This is a genomic window from Nocardia sp. NPDC060255 (assembly GCF_042727395.1).
Taxonomy (GTDB): Bacteria; Actinomycetota; Actinomycetes; order Mycobacteriales; family Mycobacteriaceae; genus Nocardia.
Genome location: NZ_JBHXAU010000040.1, coordinates 13,131 through 32,070 on the forward strand (window position 1 = coordinate 13,131; position 18,940 = coordinate 32,070).

An 18,940-nucleotide genomic window follows, 5' to 3' on the forward strand; every position below is an offset into this window, starting at 1 on the left:
AACTCAGTTCAATGGGGCGGCGATCCACCAGGTCATGAGCTCGGACTGGGTGGCGATGAAGCCCGCGCTGTACATGAGCATGCTGGCGCGCTGCGGGTCGGCGGTGAACTCCGTGACCATGCGTGGGCGGCGCTCCTGGCTGTCGTGCAGGGTGTAGTTGGTGTAGACGTGCCCGTGGTTGTCTGCGGTGCTCCGGTCGCTGGCGGGGAGGCCGTCGAGCGCGGATCGGGCGTCGGCGGGAGAGTTGTAGAGATAGAACGAGAAGGCGGCCTTGTTGTCCTGGCCGCCGAAGCAACGCCACAGCACCAGCCAGTCGCCGAGCGCGGGATCGTCCTCGTTGGTCGCGGCCGCCGAACCAGGGGTGTAGGCGAAGCAACCCGCCTTGTTATAGCCCGTTCCGGCCTGAACCGTCTGCCGGGGAGTGGCTTCCGGCAGCATGGCGGAGAACTCGTTGCTCAGTGCCGCGGCGTTCGCGCTCACCTGAGTTCGGTCGGGTGTCGGTCGCGGCGAGGTCGACGGCTTGGTGCTCGGTGTGCTGCTGATGCGCGATGTGGTCGCTGCCGTGCTGGTCGGGGCCGTAACAGTGGTGGCCGGTCCGGCGGAACCTGTTCCGCTGCGCGAAAATACGATGATCGAGGCGATGAGTCCGAGCACCAGCAACACGCCGATCAAACCGCCGACCATGACGTTGGGCCGCGAGCCTCGGCTCGGCCCGCGGACGTCAGCGAGAGATACCTCGGGAGTGGGGTTTTCGGTGCGCTGCCCGTACTGCTGCGCCACCGTTGGCGGCTGACGCGGCACCGTGGACGGTTGGTCCGCCGTCGGGAAGGGCGCGAACTGCTGCGGCGCGGTGAGCGCATGCCATGCGGCACCGGCGAATTCGGCACACGAGTCGAATCGTTCGTCGGCTCGCTTCGCCAGCGCCTTGGCCAGCACCGCGTCCAGCGCCACCGGCAGGCCGGGCCGCAACCGGCTGACCGGCGGCGGCGGGACCTGCAGGTGTCCTTGGATCACCGCGACCGGGTTGGTCGCCTCGAATGGCACCGTCCCGGTCAGCAGCCGAAACAGCGTGCAGGCCAACGAGTATTGATCGGAGCGCGATGATCGAGCAGCGCACCCGACAGCTGCTCCGGAGACGCGTACGCCAGTGTCGCGGTGAACGTTCCGGTCTGGGTGAGCCTTCCGGTTTCATCGCGGAATCGGGCGATGCCGAAGTCAGTGAGGAACACGCGCTCACCGGCACCTCCGGTGCCTTCGAGCAAGATGTTGGCGGGCTTCACATCTCGATGCAGGACGCCTCGGCTGTGCGCGAAGTCGAGTGCCTTTGCCGTCTCGCCGATAATCTGCACCGCCCGCTGCGGCGGCAGCGACCAAGCGTCCACGGCGGCGGCATCGGTGCCGTCGATGTACTGCATCGAGATCCACAGTCGCTCGTCCTCGACGCCGCGATCGAACACCGTCACGATGTTCGGGTGGTCCAGCCGGGCGACCAGGTCGGCCTCCCGCTCGAAGCGGGTACGGATCTCCTTGTCGTGGAACACTTCCGGGTTCAACAGCTTCAGCGCCGTCAACCGGGGCAGGCGTGGATGTCGCGCCAGGTACACCGATCCCATGCCGCCGCGACCTAGCAGGCGTTCGATGGTGTACCCGGCGAATACTTCTAGCATCGCGGAGCGATCCGATCAGGGGTGGTGGTCGGGCGACGGGTGGGCCCGGTACGCAGCGTGGTCAGTTCAGCGGGGCCGAGCGCCACCAGCGCAGGGTCTGGTCGATGGAGCCGGAGCCGTCGGTGAACATCAGGTACTGGGCGCGGTTCGGATCGCCGGTGAAGGCGGTGACGATCTTCGGCCCGCTGGCATCGAATTTGTAGTTGGTGTAGGACTTTCCGCCGTTCGAGTCCATCGACTTGCTGTTGGACGGCAGCGTCTTCAGCACCGACTGCGCGTCGGCGGCGGACTTGTAGACATAGATGCGGTAGAGCGGATCCGAGTTGTCACCGCCGCCGTAGCACCGCCACTGCCAGGCCCAGGCGCCGAACTGCGGGTCGCCATCGCTCGGTGGCGGCGTGTAGCTCGTGTCGGTATTCCAGCATTTGGCGCCGTTGTAGCCGACCTGCTCGGTCTTGGTCGCGGGCACCATGCGTGGGAATTCGGTACTGATCGAGTCCGCGGTCGCGGGCACCGCGGTGCCGGGCTTGGTCCCGGCCGAGGTGGTGGTCGTGGTGTTCGAGGACGAGCTCGAGCTCGAATCGCTGACCGCGCCGATGATGGCGAGCGTCACGAGGATGAGCACCACGGCGGCAAGGCAGATGCCGATGATGAGGCCGACGTGGGACTTCTTCGGGGGTCGTCCGCCGACACTGACCGGGGACATGGCTGGCGGCGGGGTGTAGTTGTAGCCGGACTGCGGCCCGGAGCTGTATCCGGATTGCGGCCCCGTGTACGGGCTGGTCGGCTGTGCCGCCTGCCCGGCCCCGTGCTGCTGGGCTACCAGTGTGGCCGGTGGTGGCGTCGGGAAAGACTGTCCCGCAAGGTAATTCGGCCCGCTCTGCGGCCGGCCCTGGCCGTACGACCCCTGGTAGGGGGCGCCGGAGGTCGGGGTGGACGGTCCGGCGGTCGGCCGGGGTCCGGTGGTCGGGCGCGGTCCGCTCACCGGAGCCGGCGGCGGGGTGAACGGCCGCGGGCCGCCGATCACCGGCATCGACGGCGCGCTGGGATTGGTGAGCGCATGCCGGGCGGCCGCGGCGAAGTCGGCGCAGCTGGGGTACCTGTCGTCCGGTCGTTTCGCCATTGCTTTGGCCAGCACGCTGTCCAGCGCGTACGGCAGGCCCTGGCGGTGACTGCTCAGTGCGGGCGGCGCACCCTGCAGGTGGCCTTGGATCACCGCCGCGGGGTTGGTCGCGGAGAACGGGCCGGTCCCGGTGAACAACCAGAACAGCGAGCACGCCAGAGAATACTGATCCGACCGGTGATCCAGCGGCGAGCCGGTGAGCTGTTCGGGCGACGCGTAAGCCAGTGTGGCGGTGAAGGTTCCGGTCTGAGTGAGATGACCGGTGTCGTCCCGGAAGCGGGCGATGCCGAAGTCGGTGAGGTACACGCGCTCGCCGCGGCCGCTGCCGGAGCGGGCGAGCAGGATATTCGCGGGCTTCACATCGCGATGCAGCACGCCGATGCCGTGCGCGTAGTCGAGGGCGTCCGCGGTTTCCTTGACGATCTGTACGGCGCGCTCGGGTGGCAGCGCCTGCGGTTGCACCGACGCGGCGTCGATACCGTCGATGAACTGCATGGAGATCCACAGCTGTTCGTCGTCGAGCCCACGGTCGTAGACCGTGACGATGTTCGGGTGATCGAGCTGGGCGACCAGATCCGCCTCCCGTTCGAACCGCGCCCGCACCTCCTTGTCGAAGAACATCTCCCGGTTCAGCAGCTTCAACGCGGTCATCCGCGGCAGCCGAGGATGTTTCGCCAGGTAGACCGAACCCATGCCACCGCGACCCAGTTGCCGCTCGATGACATAACCGGCGAAAACGTCACCGCTGGCCAGCATGTCTGCTCCACTTCCCGCCGCCCGTCGGGACCCACCGACGAACAGGCGCACAGCATAAGAACACGCGATCAGGCACGGGCCGGACCACGGAAAACATCGAAACCATAGCAGTAGTCACTGAACCGAAGGCTGCCCAGCGAAAGCGGGGTAATACCAGCGACATTCGATAGCGAACAGCTATCGGCGGAGGCCGCGCGTCCGGCGGCGGCTGCTGCCGTCGAGCTGCCGAGCCGGGCCGCATGGGCAGGTCCGGCAGCTCGATGGTGCCGCGCCGAACCGTCCGGCGCGGCGGCAGAAAGGTCGGTGGCGGAACCGATCTCGGCTGCGGCACCGACCCCGACGGCGGCGATGCGGATGTTGTTGAGGGCGGTGTTGTTTCGCGCGAGTCCGGTCCGTTCTGCGCGGCGGCGGGTACTCGGCTGCCGGGCGCCGCGGTCTGGTCTGGTGGCGGCGTCGAGTGCGGCGGGCGATCTGGCGGCGGCGTTGAGCGGGGCGAGTGGCCTGGCGGCACGGTCGGCTGGGACGGATGGTCTGGCGGCACGGTCGGGGCGTGCGGATGGTCCGATGACCTCGTCGAGTGAGGCGGCTGGTCCGCTGGCGGCGTTGAGCGGTGCGGATGGTCTGGTGGGAATGTCGAGTGCGGCGGGCGGTCTGGTGGCGGAGTCGAGAGGGGCGAATGGCCCGGCGGCACCGTCGAATAGGGCGGACGGGCTGGCGGCAGGGTCGGGATGTGTGGATGGTCCGATGACCCCGCCGAGTAGGGCGGCTGGTCCGCTGGCGGCGTTGAGCGGTGCGGATGGTCTGGTGGGAATGTTGAGTGAGGCGGTCGCTCAGGTGGCGTCGTCGAGTGGGGCGGACGGTCCGGTGGGAACGTGCGAGTGGGAGGAACCGGCGTGGGCCGTGCGTTGTGCGGGAACCCGTGCGGGGCCCCGGCTTGATATCGCGGTCTGCCGACGGCGAGCGCGTGGCGGGCCGCGGCGGCGAACTCCGCGCAGTCGGCGAACCGGTCGGCGGGGGACTTGGCCATCGCGCGGGCAAGCACGCAGTCCAGCGTGGGCGGCAGGCCGGGGCGCTGACGGCTGAGCATCGGCACCGGCGCGAACAGATGGCTGTTGACGACGGCGGCCGGATTCACGCCGGGGAAGGGCGCAGCGCCGGTCAGCAACCAGAACAACGTGCACGCGAGCGAGTATTGATCGGCTCGGTCGTCCAGCGGCTGCCCCATCAACTGTTCCGGCGCGCCGAAAGCCAGCGTCGCGGTGATCGAGCCCTTCGAGCTGAGCGTGCTGTCGCTGCCGCGCACGCCCGCGATACCGAAGTCGGTGAGCAGCACCCGCTCCGGCTGTCCGATCGGCGCCTTGGCCAGCAGGATGTTGGCCGGTTTCACGTCACGATGCAGCACCTCGTTGGCGTGCGCGAAGTCGAGGGCGATCGCGGTATCGCTGATGATCTGCACGGCCCGTCCGGGCTCGAGCACGTTCACGTCCGCGCAGGAGGCGTCCGCGCCGGGCACGTACTGCATGGAGATCCACAGCTGCTGGTCCTCGGTGCCGCGGTCGTACACCGTGACGATATTGGGATGGTCGAGTTGGGCGACCAGGTCGGCTTCCCGCTCGAAGCGGCGCCGGATCTCGACCTCGCTGTACAGCTCGCGTTTGAGCAGTTTGAGCGCGGTCAGCCGCGGCAGTCGTGGATGTTTGGCCAGGTAAACGGTACCCATGCCGCCGTAGCCCAGGACACGTTTGATGACATAGCCAGCGAAGACCTGGCCGGTCTGCAACACGGTGTTCACCCCCGTTGTCGGGTCGAGCGCGCGGATACTACCGATGTATCTCGCAGGGCCCACACGATGCAACAACCCCCGTTCGGCATCCTTGGATTGCTGTCGGTGGTGGTCGTTAAGCTGGCCCCTATGCGCATTGGAGCACACGTCCGGCTCGACGGCGACCCGATCGGCTTCGGTGAAAAACTCGGTGCCGACGTCATCCAGATGTTCGTCGTCGATCCGCAGAGCTGGGACAAGCCGACCCCGCACCCGCGGACCGAGGAGATCGTGGCAAGCCCGATCGACGTGGTGGTGCACTCGTCCTATCAGATCAATGTGGCCAGCCTGAACAATCGGCTACGGATGCCCTCCCGCAACGCGGTCGCCCAGCAGGCCAAGGCCGCCGCCGACCTCGGCGCGTTCGGCTTGGTCGTACACGGCGGACACGTCCGCTCCGACGCCGAACTGGAAACCGGAATCGACAACTGGCGCAAGCTGTTCGAACGCCAGCAAGACAAGGGCGGCTTCGCCGTACCGATCCTGATCGAGAACACCGCGGGCGGCAATCACGCGATGGCCCGCCATTTCGACTCCATCTCCCGATTGTGGGACGCCATCGGCGATTTCGGCGCAGGCTTCTGCCTGGACACCTGCCACGCCTGGGCCGGCGGCGAGGAACTGATCGGTGTCGTCGACCGCATCAAAGCGATCACCGGCCGAATCGATTTGGTGCACTTGAACTCCTCGCGGGATGAGTTCAATTCTGGGGCTGATCGTCACGCCAACTTCTCCGACGGCACCATTGATCCGGAGCTGCTTGCCGAGGTCTGCAAAACCGCAGGGGCACCGGTCATCTTGGAAACGCCTGCCGAGGGTGTCGCTGATGATCTGGCGTATCTCCGGGAGCACGTCGGCTGAGTTGGTCGGTGGGTTTCCGGGGGAGGGGTCCGGGGGGAGGGTTGGGTCCGGGGGAAGGTTGTGTTGTGGTGGTGGGTTGCGGTTGTGAGGTGGGGCGGGTGCTGCGCACCCTTTGGATCGAGCGGGCGGGTGCTGCGCACCCACCTGTGGTGAGTTGTTGCGGCGGTGGGTGCTGCGCACCCACCGCCAAATGAGTTAGGTATGGGGCTTGAAGGTTCGCACAGGACCCTCTCCTGCCACACCGTTTGGGTAGAGCGGGCGGGTGCTGCGCACCCACCTGCAGTGAGTTGATGCAGTGGCAACTGCTGTGCATCCATTTCCGGGGAGTTGTATACGGCGGCTTGATAGTTCGCACACCACTTCCATCCGCCACAACCCCACCCAGGCGTTCAACAGATATGCGATGGACCAACCATGTGTGCGAGGAACACCCCCACCGCCAGGGTGAGCATCGAGTCGAGTCATATGGTCGCTCAACGATCTTCACCAACAACCATTCGACTCTGTCCGATCGTGAAAACTCTCTCAACGCCACCACAGCCAGATGACCACCTCAGCAACGCGACATCGCGCACCCGACACGCCCCTAAAGTCGGGTACGGCACACGACGCGCCCACACTACTTCAGGGAAAACCTGGGTAGGTCTTCAGCTTTCATGAACAGGTCACCTTGGGAAGTCCTTAGGTGCACTTGCCCGGATAGGTATACCCATCCAAGGGAAATGACCGAGTAATGCTGAGCACGTCAGGTGGGGTACCCGGCTTTAGTTATCGGTCAGGCGCGCGATGTCGCGTTCCCGAGGTGGTCATCTGGCTGTGGTTCCGTTGAGAGAGCTTGATACCCAGCAAATCTCGGCTCCCGAGGTGGTGAAACCACTGCCGCGCCCCCACTGTGTCAGCCCCACCCCCAGTACAGGCGGTGTCGGGCTGACACAGCGGGTGTACGCATGGATTTTCGCGTCTCGATCGGGGCGTAGCTGCGCCCCTACTGGCCTCGATGCGATGAAACCCGGTGGCGGGGAAGGGGTGCACAGAGCGTGCATACCCCTCACAGGGTGTCTAACTGTTGTGCAGGGTATGCACGCTCTGTGGGTTCGGCACATGTGACTGGAGTGGCGTCGATCAGCGCCAGCTGTGGCGGGGTTCATACCGGATTGCTCGGGATCTGCACTGGCTCTTGGGATCTGCACTCGGAATAGGGCTCTAGAGTCGGTGCGGATCCCGAGTGAGGGTGCAGATTTGGCGCGCGGGTCGTGGTTAGCGCTGGGGTTGGGTACTCCGGGGCGTTCGCGGTGGCCTGGTGTGATGACCGGGCTGTGGTTGTGGCCTGTGCGTTTGATATGCAGCGAATCTCAGCTCCCGAGGTGGTGGAGCTACAAGCCGTGCCCCGTTGTGTCAGCTGCACATCCGGTACAGCGGTGCGGGCTGACGGTGAGGGTGTACGGATGGGTTCTCCCGTGGTGATCTGGCCGTAGTTGCGGCCCGGGAGCTCCCGTGTGGTGAACCCGTTGGTGTGGAGTGGGTTTCACAGAGCGTGCCTACTCTTCACAAGGGCTCTACACGCTGTGAAGGGTAGGCACGCTCTGTGGGTTCGGTGTCTACGGGCCGGAGAGGCGTCGATCAGCGCCGCCATGGCCGGTTCGGATTGAATTGCTCGGGATCTGCACTGGCTCTTGGGATCTGCACTCGGAATAGGGCCCTAGAGTCGGTGCCGATCCCGAGTGAGGGTGCAGATTTGGCGCGCGGTTCGTGGTTGGCCCTGGGGTTGGCTACTCCGGGGCGTTCGCGGTGGCCTGGTGTGATGACCGGGCTGTGGTTGTGGCCTGTGCGTTCGATATGCCGCGAATCTCAGCTCCCGAGGTGGTGAAGCTACAAAGCCGTGCCCCGTTGTGTCAGCTGCACATCCGGTACGGCGGTGTGGGGCTGACACAGTGGGGGCACGGATAGATTCTCGCGTTCGATCGGGCCAGGGTTGCCACCTGAAGGCTCCGTCGTGGTGAAACCTGTTGGCGGGGAAGGGGGCGCAGGGCGTGCTTGCCTTTCGCAAAGGCTCGACACTCTGTGAAAGGTATGCGCCGTCGGCGTGGGCGGGGCGGGGCTGCAACCCAAGAGCTCCGGTGGGCTGAAACCCGTTGGTGGGGAAGGGGTTCACAGAGGATGCATGCCCTTCACAACGGCTAGATACCCTGTGCAGGGTATGCACGCTTTGTGGGTTCGGTGCGTGGGGCGGGAGCGGCCTCGATGAGCGCCAGCTGTGGCGGGGGTCGGGCCGGATCGGCCGGGATCTGCACTGGCTCTCGGGATCTGCACTTGGAATAGGGGCCTAGGGTCGGTGCGGATCCCGAGTGGGGGTGCGGGGCTGGGGGTGAGGGGTGGTTGGGATCAGGGCGACGGAAAACCTGGTTGGGGTGGGGGTTTGGGTGGTGTGCTCGGGGTGTATTCGTCGGTTCTACAGCGAAGGTGATCTCATGACGATCGCGCACGCATCCAGCACTGTTTCGGTGACCAAGCTCGGCGCTCGGATCGGGGCTCAGGTCGACAATGTTCGGCTCGGTGGTGATCTGGATGCGGGGAGTGTCGATGCGGTGCGGCGTGCGCTGTTGGAGCACAAGGTGATCTTCTTTCGTGGGCAGGACCATTTGGACGAGGATGGGCAGTACGAGTTCGCGCGGTTGCTGGGTAGTCCGACTACGCCGCATCCGACGGTTACCTCGCATGGGGTCAAGAGCTTGGCGATCGATTCCGAGCATGGTCGGGCGAACAGCTGGCACACCGATGTCACGTTCGTGGACCGGATTCCGAAGGCGTCGATCCTGCGTGCGGTGCACCTGCCGGCCTACGGTGGCTCGACCACCTGGGCCTCGACCGTTGCCGCTTACGAGTCGCTGCCCGCGTCGCTGAAGCTGCTTGCGGAGAACCTGCGGGCGGTGCACACCAACGTGTACGACTACGCGGCCCGCAATGTGGAGCCGCTGCGACCGAACACGCAGGCTTACCGCGCCGAGTTCGAGTCGAGCTACTTCGAGACCGAGCATCCGGTGGTGCGGGTGCACCCGGAGACCGGTGAGCGGGCGCTGCTGCTCGGCCACTTCGTCAAGCATTTCGTCGGCCTCTCCAGCACCGAATCGCAGACCCTGTACCGCCTGTTCCAGGATCGGGTGACCCGGCTGGAGAACACCGCGCGCTGGAACTGGGCGCCCGGTGACGTCGCGATCTGGGACAACCGTGCGACCCAGCACTACGCTATCGACGACTACGACGACCAGCCACGCAAGCTGACCCGGATCACCCTGGCCGGCGATATCCCGGTCGGCATCGACGGCACTGCGAGCACCAGCATCACGGGCAATGCCGAGCACTACTCGATCGTCGAAGATACGCAGTTGCTTGCGTCCTGAGTGAGCGTCGCCGAGCGGGCCGAGGACGCGGTGTGCTTCGCGTACGACGGAGCGGAGCGCCGACGGGGTGGAGTGAGTGTCGCCGAGCGGGCCGAGGGCGCGGTGTGCTTCGCGTACGAGGGAGCGGAGCGCCGACGCGGTGGAGTGAGTGTCGCCGAGCGGGCCGAGGGCACGGTGTGCTTCGCGTACGAGGGAGCTGGGCGCCGACGGGGTGGAGTGAGTGTCGCCGAGCGGGCCGAGGGCGCGGTGTGCTTCGCGTACGAGGGAGCGGAGCGCCGACGGGGTGGAGTGAGTGTCGCCGAGCGGACCGAGGGCACGGTGTGCTTCGCGTACGACGGAGCTGAGCGCCGCCGAGTTGGAGTGGTGAGCGGTTGCCTGTTGCGGGACGTCGCGGCGCACCGGCCCACCGAATCCACGGTCATCGATCGTGCCCTACTACCGTGGCGCACGATCTTGTTCGGCCGGAGCGAGGTGTCGTCGTGCGCCGCCGCTGCGGCCCCTGAGACACTAGTGCGATGAGTATTCGGCCGTTGGACGGTGTTCGCGTCCTGGAGCTGGGCAATTACATTGCCGCGCCGACCGCCGGGCGCATTCTCGGCGACTTCGGCGCCGAGGTCATCAAGGTGGAGCGGCCGAAGGCCGGGGACGAGTTGCGCAACTGGCGGCTCTACGGCGGCGACACCTCGATGCTGTATCGCACCGTCAACCGGAACAAGAAGTCGATCACGCTGGATCTGCGCAGCGAAGCGGGCCGGGCGATCGTGCTCGACCTGGTCCGCCAGTGCGATGTGCTGCTGGAGAATTTCCGCCCCGGCATGCTGGAGAAGTGGGGGCTCGGCCCGGAGGTGTTGAACGCGGCGAACCCCGATCTGGTGATCACCAGGATCTCCGGCTACGGGCAGACCGGCCCGCACGCCGCGCGGCCCGGCTTCGCCGCCGTGGCCGAGGCAGTGGGTGGCCTGCGCGAACTGATGGGTGAACCGGACCGCCCGCCGGTGCGCACCGGCGTATCCATCGGTGACTCGATCGCAGGCGTCTACGCCGCCTTCGGCACCGTGATGGCGTTGTTCCAGCGTGAACGCAAACCGGACGAGACGCCGATTCCGTTGCGCGAGCGCATCATCGACGTCGCCCTGAACGAGACGATCCTGTCGGTGATGGAATCGCTCGTCCCCGACTACCTCGCCTACGGCATCAACCGCGGCCGCGTCGGCGGGCTGGTCGAGGGCATCGCCCCGAGCAATGCCTACCCGTGCAGCGACGGCGTCAGCATCATCATCGGCGGTAATGGCGACGCCATCTTCCAGCGCTACATGCAGGTGATCGGCCGCCCCGACCTCGCCGCCGACCCGGAACTGCACGACAACGCGGGCCGCTGGCGCCAGCACGACCGCCTCGACGCGGCGATCACCGAATGGACCAGCCGGCACACCCGCGCCGAAGCACTGAAGATCCTCGAAGCCGCAGGTATTCCGTGCGGCCCCATCTACACTGCGGCTGACATCGTCGACGACGAACAGTACAAGGCGCGCAATATGATTCAGCCGTTCTCGGTGGATGTCGGTGCGGCGGAACCGAAGACCGTCGGCTTTCCCGGCATCGTCCCGGTGATCGGCGAGCAGTCCCTGCCCATCCGCACTATCGGCCCCGACCTAGGTGAGCACACGCACGAAGTGTTGTCCGGGCTACTCGGCATGAGCGACAGCGAGATCGACGCCTTGGAGGCGAAATGAAATTAGACCGCAGGCGCCCGCCAGGGCGCGGCCCGCGCGATATCCGGTCGCCGGGGTTCACCCGGCCGACGGTGCATCCGAACCCGGCCGGTGTGCACGAAAAGCCGTGGGGCGGCGTGATGTGCGCGCCGCGACAGGAGCGAGACGAGCGGTGACCGCGGCGGTCCTGCGCGACGTCACCCTGCGAGATGGCTTGCAGCTCACCGGAAAAGCGCTGCCGGTCGAGCGGAAGGTGGCCATTGTTCGCAGGTTGCTCGGGCTCGGCGTGCCCGAACTGGAGATCGGCTCGATGGCGCGACCCGATCTGGTGCCGCCGATGGCGAACACCATGGAGCTCATCGCCGCGCTGAATCCCGAAGAGCTGCAACGCTGCTGGGTGTGGGTGGCCACGCCGCGGCACGTCGAGAGGGCGGCCGCGGCGGGAGTGCGCAACTTCCAGTACTGCTTCTCGGTCTCCGACGCTCACAACAAGGCCAATATCGGCCGCACCACCGAGGACAGCGTCGCCGCCATGCCCGACGCGGTCCGCCTGGCCGAGGCGGTGGGCGGCTCGATCCAGTTGTGCCTGGCCACCAGCTTCACCTGCCCGTTCGACGGGCCGGTCGATCCGGAACGGGTCATCGCCATCGCCAACGACCCGCGCACTGCGGGCGCCGGCGACATCGTCATCGCCGACACCCTAGGCCAAGCCCACCCCACCCAGGTCGCCGAGCTGATCACCGCCGTCCGTACTCGAACACCGCAGCGCCGCATCGTCTTCCACGGTCACGACACCTGGGGGATGGGTGTCGCCAACACCCTGGCCGCCATTCAGGCAGGCGCCACGATGGTCGACGGTTCGCTCGGTGGTCTCGGCGGTTGCCCCTTCGCGCCCGGCGCCAGCGGTAACACCTCGACCGAAGACATTCTGTTCGCGACACGTCCCGACTGGTTCACCCCGGCCACCCTCGCGGCGTTGGTCGAGGAATCCGAGGAACTACTCGCCGAACTCGGCGAGCCGAATCGTTCCCGCACCGCCGAGGGTGCGCGTTCGAAAGCCGATGCTTTCGAATGGGTTAGCCATCGGTCTGCTGGTGAACATTCAGAGAACCATCCGACGTGAGCCTCCGGTCGGCGAACCACGCAGTGTAACTTGCGTGGCGAAGCTTCCATCTCGAAGGTTGCGGGAACGAGTTCTCAGTGCTCGGACTTCCGCGGCCCAGTTGTGGCAAGTGTCGCTGACCAGGCTGGGGTGTGTCCCAATTATGCCGTCTGTGAGCTAAATCTCAAAGTAGCCAAAAATTCGCTCTGACCTGACATGGGATGACTTGGTGTCAAACAGCCGCTGAACAGACCGGGGTTGAACCGGTTGTGCGACAAGGACTGGCGAGCTTTCCGCAGCGTGACGCCCAGGCGCAGCGTGAATCCTCAGTTACCCAACTGGTGGACGCATGTCCAGGAATTGCTCGGTGATGCTCCAGCCCCGTGATATCTCTATCGGGGTCGGCACCGAGGGAGTGCCAACCGCTGTTCTCTGAAGGGAAAGTCTTTGAAGAAGTTCCGTACGTTCGGTGTCCTGCTCGTCGGCGCGACCGCCATCGTCCTCGGTGGCTCCGGCCTCGCGTCGGCCGAGGTTGTCGACACCCAGGTCGTCGCCGAGACCCAGATCGCCGATGCCCCGCTGACCGGCTCGGCCGCGTTGACCGCAGGCCTGGCCAAGATCCTCAGCTCGGGCAGCAGCGCGATGTGCGCCAGCCCGGTCAAGGGCTGCCCGGGCGTGCCCGCCTAATTTCACGACCGGAGCTCTGCCTCGCCTCGGCGGGGCAGAGCACCACCCTTTGAACACCTGAGTGGGACAGCACCGAGCCCCCACTCCAACTGGCGCCGCAGCCGCCTCCCGCTCGTTCGAGCCGGAAAATCGGTCGCGCACAGCAAGCCTCGGTTCTTACTATTTCTGACATGTTCAGCTACGCCATCGCCGCATCGTCCGCAGTCGCGGGCGCGATGGCCGCTGTCCTGGCCGCATCGGCAGCAGTCGCCGCGCAGCTCGACGGAGCCCGAAGCTGACCTTCCCCGGGATGTCCCGGGACCTCGGACGGGGAAGGTCGCCCCGTCGCTGAGGTCCCGCTTCGACATCGTCGGACGCATCACGTGCCCGACAGCCAGGAAGAACCATGTCCAAGAAGACCTATGTCCGCACCAAGCCGCACCTCAACATCGGCACCATGGGCCACGTCGACCACGGCAAGACCACCCTCACCGCGGCGATCACCAAGGTGCTCGCCGAGCGTGGCGGCGGTGACTTCGTGCCGTTCGACCGCATCGACCGTGCCCCGGAAGAGGCGCAGCGCGGCATCACCATCAATATCGCGCATGTCGAATACGAGACGGCGACAAGGCATTACGCGCACGTCGACATGCCTGGCCACGCCGACTTCGTGAAGAACATGATCACCGGCGCGTCCCAGCTGGACGGCGCGATCCTGGTGGTCTCCGCGCAGGACGGCGTCATGCCGCAGACCGCCGAGCATGTGCTGCTGGCCCGTCAGGTCGGCGTCGAGCACATCGTCGTCGCCCTCAACAAGGCCGACGCGGGTGACCCGGAACTGCTCGACCTGATCGAGTTGGAGGTGCGCGAACTGCTCACCGCCCAGGGCTATCCGGGCACCGACGTCCCGGTCGTCCGGGTGTCGGGCCTGCGGGCGCTGGAAGGCGACGAGCGGTGGACCGCCGCGCTGGTCGAGCTGTTGGACGCCATCGACACCCACGTGCCGATTCCCGTCCGCTACACCGACGCGCCGTTCCTGCTGCCGGTGGAGAACGTCCTCACCATCACCGGTCGAGGCACCGTTGTCACCGGCGCGGTGGAGCGCGGCCGGGTCCGGCTGGGCGATCGGGTGGCGCTGCTCGGTCTCGACGACGAGCTGTCCTCGGTCGTCACCGGAGTCGAAACCTTCGGCCGCACCATGGATTTCGCGGAGGCGGGGGACAACGTCGCCCTGCTGCTGCGCGGCATCCAGCGCGGTCAGGTGCGCCGCGGTCAGGTCGTCGCCGAGCCGGGCAGCGTCGCCGTGCACAGCGGGTTCACCGCCCGCGTCTACCTGCTCGGCACCGCGGAGGGCGGCCGCCGCACGCCGATCAGCAGCGGCTACCGCCCGCAGTTCTACATCCGCACCGGCGATGTGGTCGGCGATGTGACGCTGCCCGGTGACACGCGGCTGGCGATGCCCGGCGACACGGTCGACTTGACCGTCGAGCTGGGCCGCCCGACTCCGGTGGAGCCGGGTCTCGGCTTCGCCATCCGCGAGGGCGGTCGCACCGTCGGCGCGGGCACCGTCCTGACCACCGACTAGCGATGTGGGCGCGGGGACCGCCATCGGTCTCCGCGCTCAGTCGCATGGCGGAGACGGCCGCCTCAGGTGCCACTCGACAACGTGGCATGGGTCGGTTGAGCGTGTTTGGCGGTTCTGGGCTGGGGCTCGATGGGCGGTGTCGCGCCGAAGTGGGTGCGGATCTCGGTGCACGCGCCGATGATTCGCTCGACCTGCTGGTCGGTGAGCCCGGCGTGCAGGCCGAAGCGGACGAGGCTGTGGTTGCGGGCGGTCGTGGGTGAACACAGCAGGGCGCCGAAGACGCCGCGCGCTTCCAGGAAGTCCCGCATGGCCATCGCGCGCGCGTCGGGTCCGCCCTGCAGCGCGACGATGTGACTCGCCGAACCCTCCAGATCGAATTCGAGCGTGGTGAGCGCCCGGCGCACCATGGTCGACAGCTCGCGTAGTCGCTGCCGCCGCCCGTTGTCGAGCCGGATCACGTCGAGTGTCGCGGCGAGACCGGCGATTTCGTACGGCAGCAGCGTCGCGGAGAAGACCGCGGGGTGGGATTCCAGCTTGAAGTAGTCGACGAAATCGATGCTGTTCGCACCGACGAATCCGGCCCGGCCGCCGAAGGCCTTGGCCAGACTGGCAATTCGGTACGGCACCCGTTCGGTGAGCCCGAGCGCCGCCACCATGCCGGCCCCGGCCGGTCCGTCGGTGCCGAGCGCGTGTGATTCGTCGACCACGAGCACGCTGTCGGTTTCGTCGGCGGCATCGCAGATCTGGGTCAGCGGACAGCGGCTGCCATTGGTGCCGTAGATCGCGTCCACCGCGATGATCCCCGGCCCGTGCGCTCGAATCTGCTCGCGGAGATGACCGGGAAAGTTGTGCCGGAACGAATGTATCGGCGCCCCTGCCACTTTCGCGCCATGCCAGAACGACATGTGCGCGAATTGATCGATGTAGACCGGTGTCGCGGGGTCGGCGATCGATTGCATCAACCCGACCTTCGCGTCCCACCCGGATTGACAGAGAATCCCGGCGGGCGCGCGTAGATGATCGGCGAAGGCGCGTTCCAGCGCTACCTGCGGATGATTGCCGGGCAGGTACGCACCGGAGGCGAATCGAGGAGAATAAGCCGCCCGCAGCGCCGTCCTGATCGCATGGGTGATCCGCGGATCGGCGGCCAGCGCCAAGTAGTCATTGCTACTGAGCACGATGTCGCCGTATCCGGGGGCGCGGCCGTGCAGAATGTGCCGCCCACCCCATTGCCCGGCGACCCTTTCCGAATGAAATCTATCGACCCGCAGGCGGATCCGTTCGGCAACAGTCGGGCCCATGACACTCCTTTCGCTAGCAACAGCTACTTCAGAGCACACGCGTGTCGATTGAACCACCGCAGGATCGGGCCTGGGGCATATTGAATAACTTGACGGTTGACCACTAATTGCCAGGTCAGATATCTCCGTTGCTCGGATTGCTGAGTCGCATCGCGCGTCATGCGCAATGTTTCAGCAATCCGAGAGCGGTGCGTCCGCGAAGCCGGGTCAGCGGGTGGCGCGGGGTGCGCCCGGGCCTGGGTCGATCCTGGTCGGTCCCGTTGCTGTCGGGGTGATGGGGAAGTCGAAGATGGCGGTCGGAATGTAGACGGTGGCACAGGAATTGGGGATGTCGACTACGCCGGAGAAGCGGCCTTCGATGGGGGCCGCACCGAGTAGGAGGTAAGCCTGCTCGGGTGTGTAGCCGAACTTGGTGAGGTAGTCGATGGCGTGCAGGCAGGCGCGTTCGAAGGACAGCTGCGAGTCGAGGTAGCGCTGTTCGCCGTCGAGCGTGACCGACGTACCCGAAAAGGCCAGGTATTCGGAGTAATTGGGGCCGGAGTTGCCGGGCACGAAGATGGCGTTCTCGCTGACGCCGTAGAGCTCCATGCCGTTCTTGATGAGATCGACCCGCAGGTCGATGAATCCGCCCATCTCGATCGCGCCGCAGAAGGTGATCTCGCCGTCGCCCTGGGAGAAATGCAGGTCCCCGACCGACAGGTGCGCGCCGTCGACGAACACCGGATAGAACACCCGGCTACCGCGGGTGAAGTTCTTGATGTCCTGATTGCCGCCGTTCTCCCGCGGCGGCGCGGTGCGCGCGGCATCGGCGGCGACCCGGTCGAACTCGGCCCCGGACAGCGTGCCGAGCACGGCGTCGCGCGGTTCGGGCGGCAGCGCGAGCGGCGGCACCCGGTGCGGGTCGGTCGCGATCAGCGCCTGCTCGCGGGCGTTCCACTTCGACAGCAGCGCGGCCGATGGTGCGGTCCCCATCAGGCCGGGGTGGGTCATCCCGGTGAACTGCACCCCGGGAATGTGGCGCGAGGTGGTGGTCTGCCCGCTGAAGTCCCAGATCGCCTTGTAGGCGTCGGGGAAGTGTTCGGTGAGGAAGCCGCCGCCGTTGTCGGTGGCGAAGATGCCGGTGTAGCCCCAGCCCTGGCCGGCCAGTGGGCCCGAATCCTCCTGCGGGATGGGGCCGATGTCCAGAATGTCGACAATGAGCAGGTCGCCGGGTTGCGCGCCCTCGATCGCGAACGGGCCGGACAGGCAGTGCACGGTGCTGAGCGGGGCGTTCAGCACGTCCTCGGCGGAGTCGTCATTGTGGATGGCGCCGTCGAACCACTCGCGCACGTGCACCCGGAACTCGTCGCCCGGCTTGACGGTCACCGCGGCGGGAATGTCGGGATGCCAGCGATTGTGGCCGACCAGCTGCTGCTCGGTGAACCGCTTGCCGGAATCGAGGGGGAACAGTAACTCGGGCATCGTATGTCCTTCGGTCTCAGGGGCGTGGAAGCTTGCGGTGCAACGGATTTCGGGTCACCGGCACGGATCTGCGCGGCGGCGCCGCCACCACCGACGGCTCGCTCGCCGTACGTTCGGTCGCGTCGATGAGCCGGGTGGCGGCCGATCCCGGCCGGATCAGCGCGGCGACGCCGAACTGTCGCTTGCTGCTCGACGCGCAGTCCGGGCACGGCGCGACGGCGGGCACGTCGGCCATCGCGAAGCTGAGATCGAAGCCGCCGCAGGCGCGGCAGTGGAACCAGTAGAGGGGCACGGTGACCTCATTATTTTCATATGAATATGTTTCGTATGACGACGATACAAAGCCCGGCAGGTCGCCGCAGCGAAACCGCAAGGTGAAGTTCGTGTTACGGATTCAGGAGTCGAGTTCGGCGAGCACGCTGAATTCGAGCGCGTCGGCATCGGCCAGATAGACCGGCTGGGTGGTGTGCGCGCCACGCACCCGCACCTCGCCGCGCGGGCCGCCGTAGCTGACCCGTGGCGCGATGCGTTCGATGGCGCGCAGGTCGAGGCTGCGGGCGGACTCGGCGAGCGAGGCGAACAACAGCAGTCCCTCGTAACAGGATTCGCCGATGTTGTTGAGCGCGGGCGCGGCCGGGCCGAACTCGCGCAGATAGCGGGCGCCGAAATCCATCCCGGCCGGCGAGACGACGCTCTCGAAATAGCCACTGGCGGTGAACAATCCGCGCGTGCTGTCGGCGCCGCCCGCGTACAGCACGTCCTCGCCGATCATCATGCTCAGCCGCAGCCGCTCGCCGTCGAGGCCGCTCTCGGCGAAGGCCAGGTTGAATGCCGCGCAGTCCGCGCCGACCATGAACAGCAGCACGCCCTGCGCTGGTGAGCGGTGGATCAGCTCGAGTGCACGCCGGAAGTCGCGACCGCCCAGCGGAACGTAGGTCTGCCCGACGATCTCGATATCCGTGGTCGCCGTGAATTCCATAGTGGCCCTGGCGGTTTCCCGCGGCCACACGTAGTCGTTGCCGACCACGCACCAGCGGCGGATGCCGTGCTCGGCGCGCAGCCAGCGCAGCGCGGGGAACAGCTGTTGCTCGGGCGTCTCGCCGACCATGTAGACGCCGTCGGAGTCCTCGCCGCCCTCGTAGAACGTGGTGTACACGTAGGGCACCCGGCCCGCCGTATGCGGCGTGATCACCTTGCGCGCGTTGGACAGATGCCAGCCAACGACGCCGTCGACCACGCCCGTGCTGACCATCCGGTCGATCGTCGCGGCGAGGGCGGGTAGCGGCGCGCCCGCGTCCACCGGGTGTAGCCGGACCGGCCGATCGAGAATTCCGCCCGCGGCGTTGATATCCGCGACCGCCAGCGCGGCGCAGGCCTCACAGGAGGGGCCGAACATGCCAGCGGACCCGCTGCGCGGCACCACTAGTGCGATGTCGACCGTAGAGCGACGAAAGCCGTAGCACGACAACGGAATCACCACCGGATA

Annotated in this window: 16 protein-coding genes; 8 read left to right on the plus strand and 8 right to left on the minus strand. The window is 66.7% G+C overall.

Annotation, left to right across the window (positions count from 1 at the left end):
- Positions 1–3: 3 nt before the first annotated feature.
- From ACFWF1_RS41560 to ACFWF1_RS41575, 4 genes are all read right to left on the minus strand, one after another.
- A complete protein-coding gene (locus ACFWF1_RS41560) occupies positions 4–1,080 on the minus strand; it encodes a hypothetical protein (protein WP_379285693.1) in 1,077 nt (358 codons plus the stop codon).
- The gene (locus ACFWF1_RS41565; RefSeq protein WP_379285692.1) at positions 1,053–1,667 is read right to left on the minus strand and encodes a serine/threonine-protein kinase; all 615 of its coding nucleotides are present in this window, start codon (positions 1,665–1,667) and stop codon (positions 1,053–1,055) included. The genes ACFWF1_RS41560 and ACFWF1_RS41565 overlap by 28 nt, the downstream gene beginning before the upstream one ends.
- Positions 1,668–1,728: 61 nt before the next feature.
- Positions 1,729–3,546: a protein kinase gene (locus ACFWF1_RS41570; RefSeq protein ID WP_379285691.1), complete on the minus strand. Its 1,818-nt coding sequence runs from the start codon at positions 3,544–3,546 to the stop codon at positions 1,729–1,731.
- Positions 3,530–5,329: a protein kinase gene (locus ACFWF1_RS41575; protein ID WP_379285689.1), complete on the minus strand. Its 1,800-nt coding sequence runs from the start codon at positions 5,327–5,329 to the stop codon at positions 3,530–3,532. Before ACFWF1_RS41575 ends, ACFWF1_RS41570 begins: the two co-directional genes overlap by 17 nt.
- 129 nt (positions 5,330–5,458) lie before the next feature.
- On the opposite strand from ACFWF1_RS41575, the gene ACFWF1_RS41580 reads away from it, so the two are divergent.
- The 8 genes from ACFWF1_RS41580 (at position 5,459) to tuf (ending at position 14,692) form a co-directional block, all read left to right on the plus strand.
- Positions 5,459–6,229 (plus strand): deoxyribonuclease IV, encoded by a 771-nt coding sequence (locus tag ACFWF1_RS41580; RefSeq protein WP_379285688.1) that lies wholly within the window; start codon positions 5,459–5,461, stop codon positions 6,227–6,229.
- Positions 6,230–8,697: 2,468 nt separating this feature from the next.
- Positions 8,698–9,627 (plus strand): TauD/TfdA dioxygenase family protein, encoded by a 930-nt coding sequence (locus ACFWF1_RS41585; protein ID WP_379285686.1) that lies wholly within the window; start codon positions 8,698–8,700, stop codon positions 9,625–9,627.
- Positions 9,628–10,146 carry a hypothetical protein gene (locus ACFWF1_RS41590; protein ID WP_379322277.1) on the plus strand — a complete coding sequence of 173 codons (519 nt, stop codon included), beginning with the start codon at positions 9,628–9,630 and terminating at the stop codon, positions 10,144–10,146.
- Entirely contained in the window at positions 10,143–11,360 is a 1,218-nt protein-coding gene (locus ACFWF1_RS41595) for a CaiB/BaiF CoA transferase family protein (protein WP_379285684.1), read from the plus strand. Before ACFWF1_RS41590 ends, ACFWF1_RS41595 begins: the two co-directional genes overlap by 4 nt.
- Positions 11,357–11,515 carry a hypothetical protein gene (locus tag ACFWF1_RS41600; protein ID WP_357380906.1) on the plus strand — a complete coding sequence of 53 codons (159 nt, stop codon included), beginning with the start codon at positions 11,357–11,359 and terminating at the stop codon, positions 11,513–11,515. The genes ACFWF1_RS41595 and ACFWF1_RS41600 overlap by 4 nt, the downstream gene beginning before the upstream one ends.
- Positions 11,512–12,462, plus strand: a complete 951-nt coding sequence (locus tag ACFWF1_RS41605; RefSeq protein ID WP_379285682.1) for a hydroxymethylglutaryl-CoA lyase — start codon at positions 11,512–11,514, stop codon at positions 12,460–12,462. Before ACFWF1_RS41600 ends, ACFWF1_RS41605 begins: the two co-directional genes overlap by 4 nt.
- 426 nt (positions 12,463–12,888) lie before the next feature.
- Complete coding sequence (locus tag ACFWF1_RS41610) at positions 12,889–13,128, plus strand: hypothetical protein (protein ID WP_379285681.1); 240 nt, start codon at positions 12,889–12,891, stop codon at positions 13,126–13,128.
- A gap of 385 nt (positions 13,129–13,513) precedes the next feature.
- The gene (tuf, locus tag ACFWF1_RS41615) at positions 13,514–14,692 is read left to right on the plus strand and encodes an elongation factor Tu (protein WP_379285679.1); all 1,179 of its coding nucleotides are present in this window, start codon (positions 13,514–13,516) and stop codon (positions 14,690–14,692) included.
- A 62-nt stretch (positions 14,693–14,754) separates the two neighbouring features.
- Here tuf and cqsA read toward each other — a convergent pair whose 3' ends face one another.
- From cqsA to ACFWF1_RS41635, 4 genes are all read right to left on the minus strand, one after another.
- Positions 14,755–15,993 (minus strand): alpha-hydroxyketone-type quorum-sensing autoinducer synthase, encoded by a 1,239-nt coding sequence (cqsA, locus tag ACFWF1_RS41620; RefSeq protein ID WP_379285677.1) that lies wholly within the window; start codon positions 15,991–15,993, stop codon positions 14,755–14,757.
- Between the two features lie 207 nt (positions 15,994–16,200).
- Positions 16,201–17,454, minus strand: a complete 1,254-nt coding sequence (fmdA, locus tag ACFWF1_RS41625) for a formamidase (protein ID WP_379285676.1) — start codon at positions 17,452–17,454, stop codon at positions 16,201–16,203.
- A 16-nt stretch (positions 17,455–17,470) separates the two neighbouring features.
- The gene (locus ACFWF1_RS41630) at positions 17,471–17,746 is read right to left on the minus strand and encodes an FmdB family zinc ribbon protein (RefSeq protein ID WP_379285674.1); all 276 of its coding nucleotides are present in this window, start codon (positions 17,744–17,746) and stop codon (positions 17,471–17,473) included.
- Positions 17,747–17,848: 102 nt separating this feature from the next.
- Positions 17,849–18,934: a substrate-binding domain-containing protein gene (locus tag ACFWF1_RS41635; protein WP_379285672.1), complete on the minus strand. Its 1,086-nt coding sequence runs from the start codon at positions 18,932–18,934 to the stop codon at positions 17,849–17,851.
- Positions 18,935–18,940: the final 6 nt, after the last annotated feature.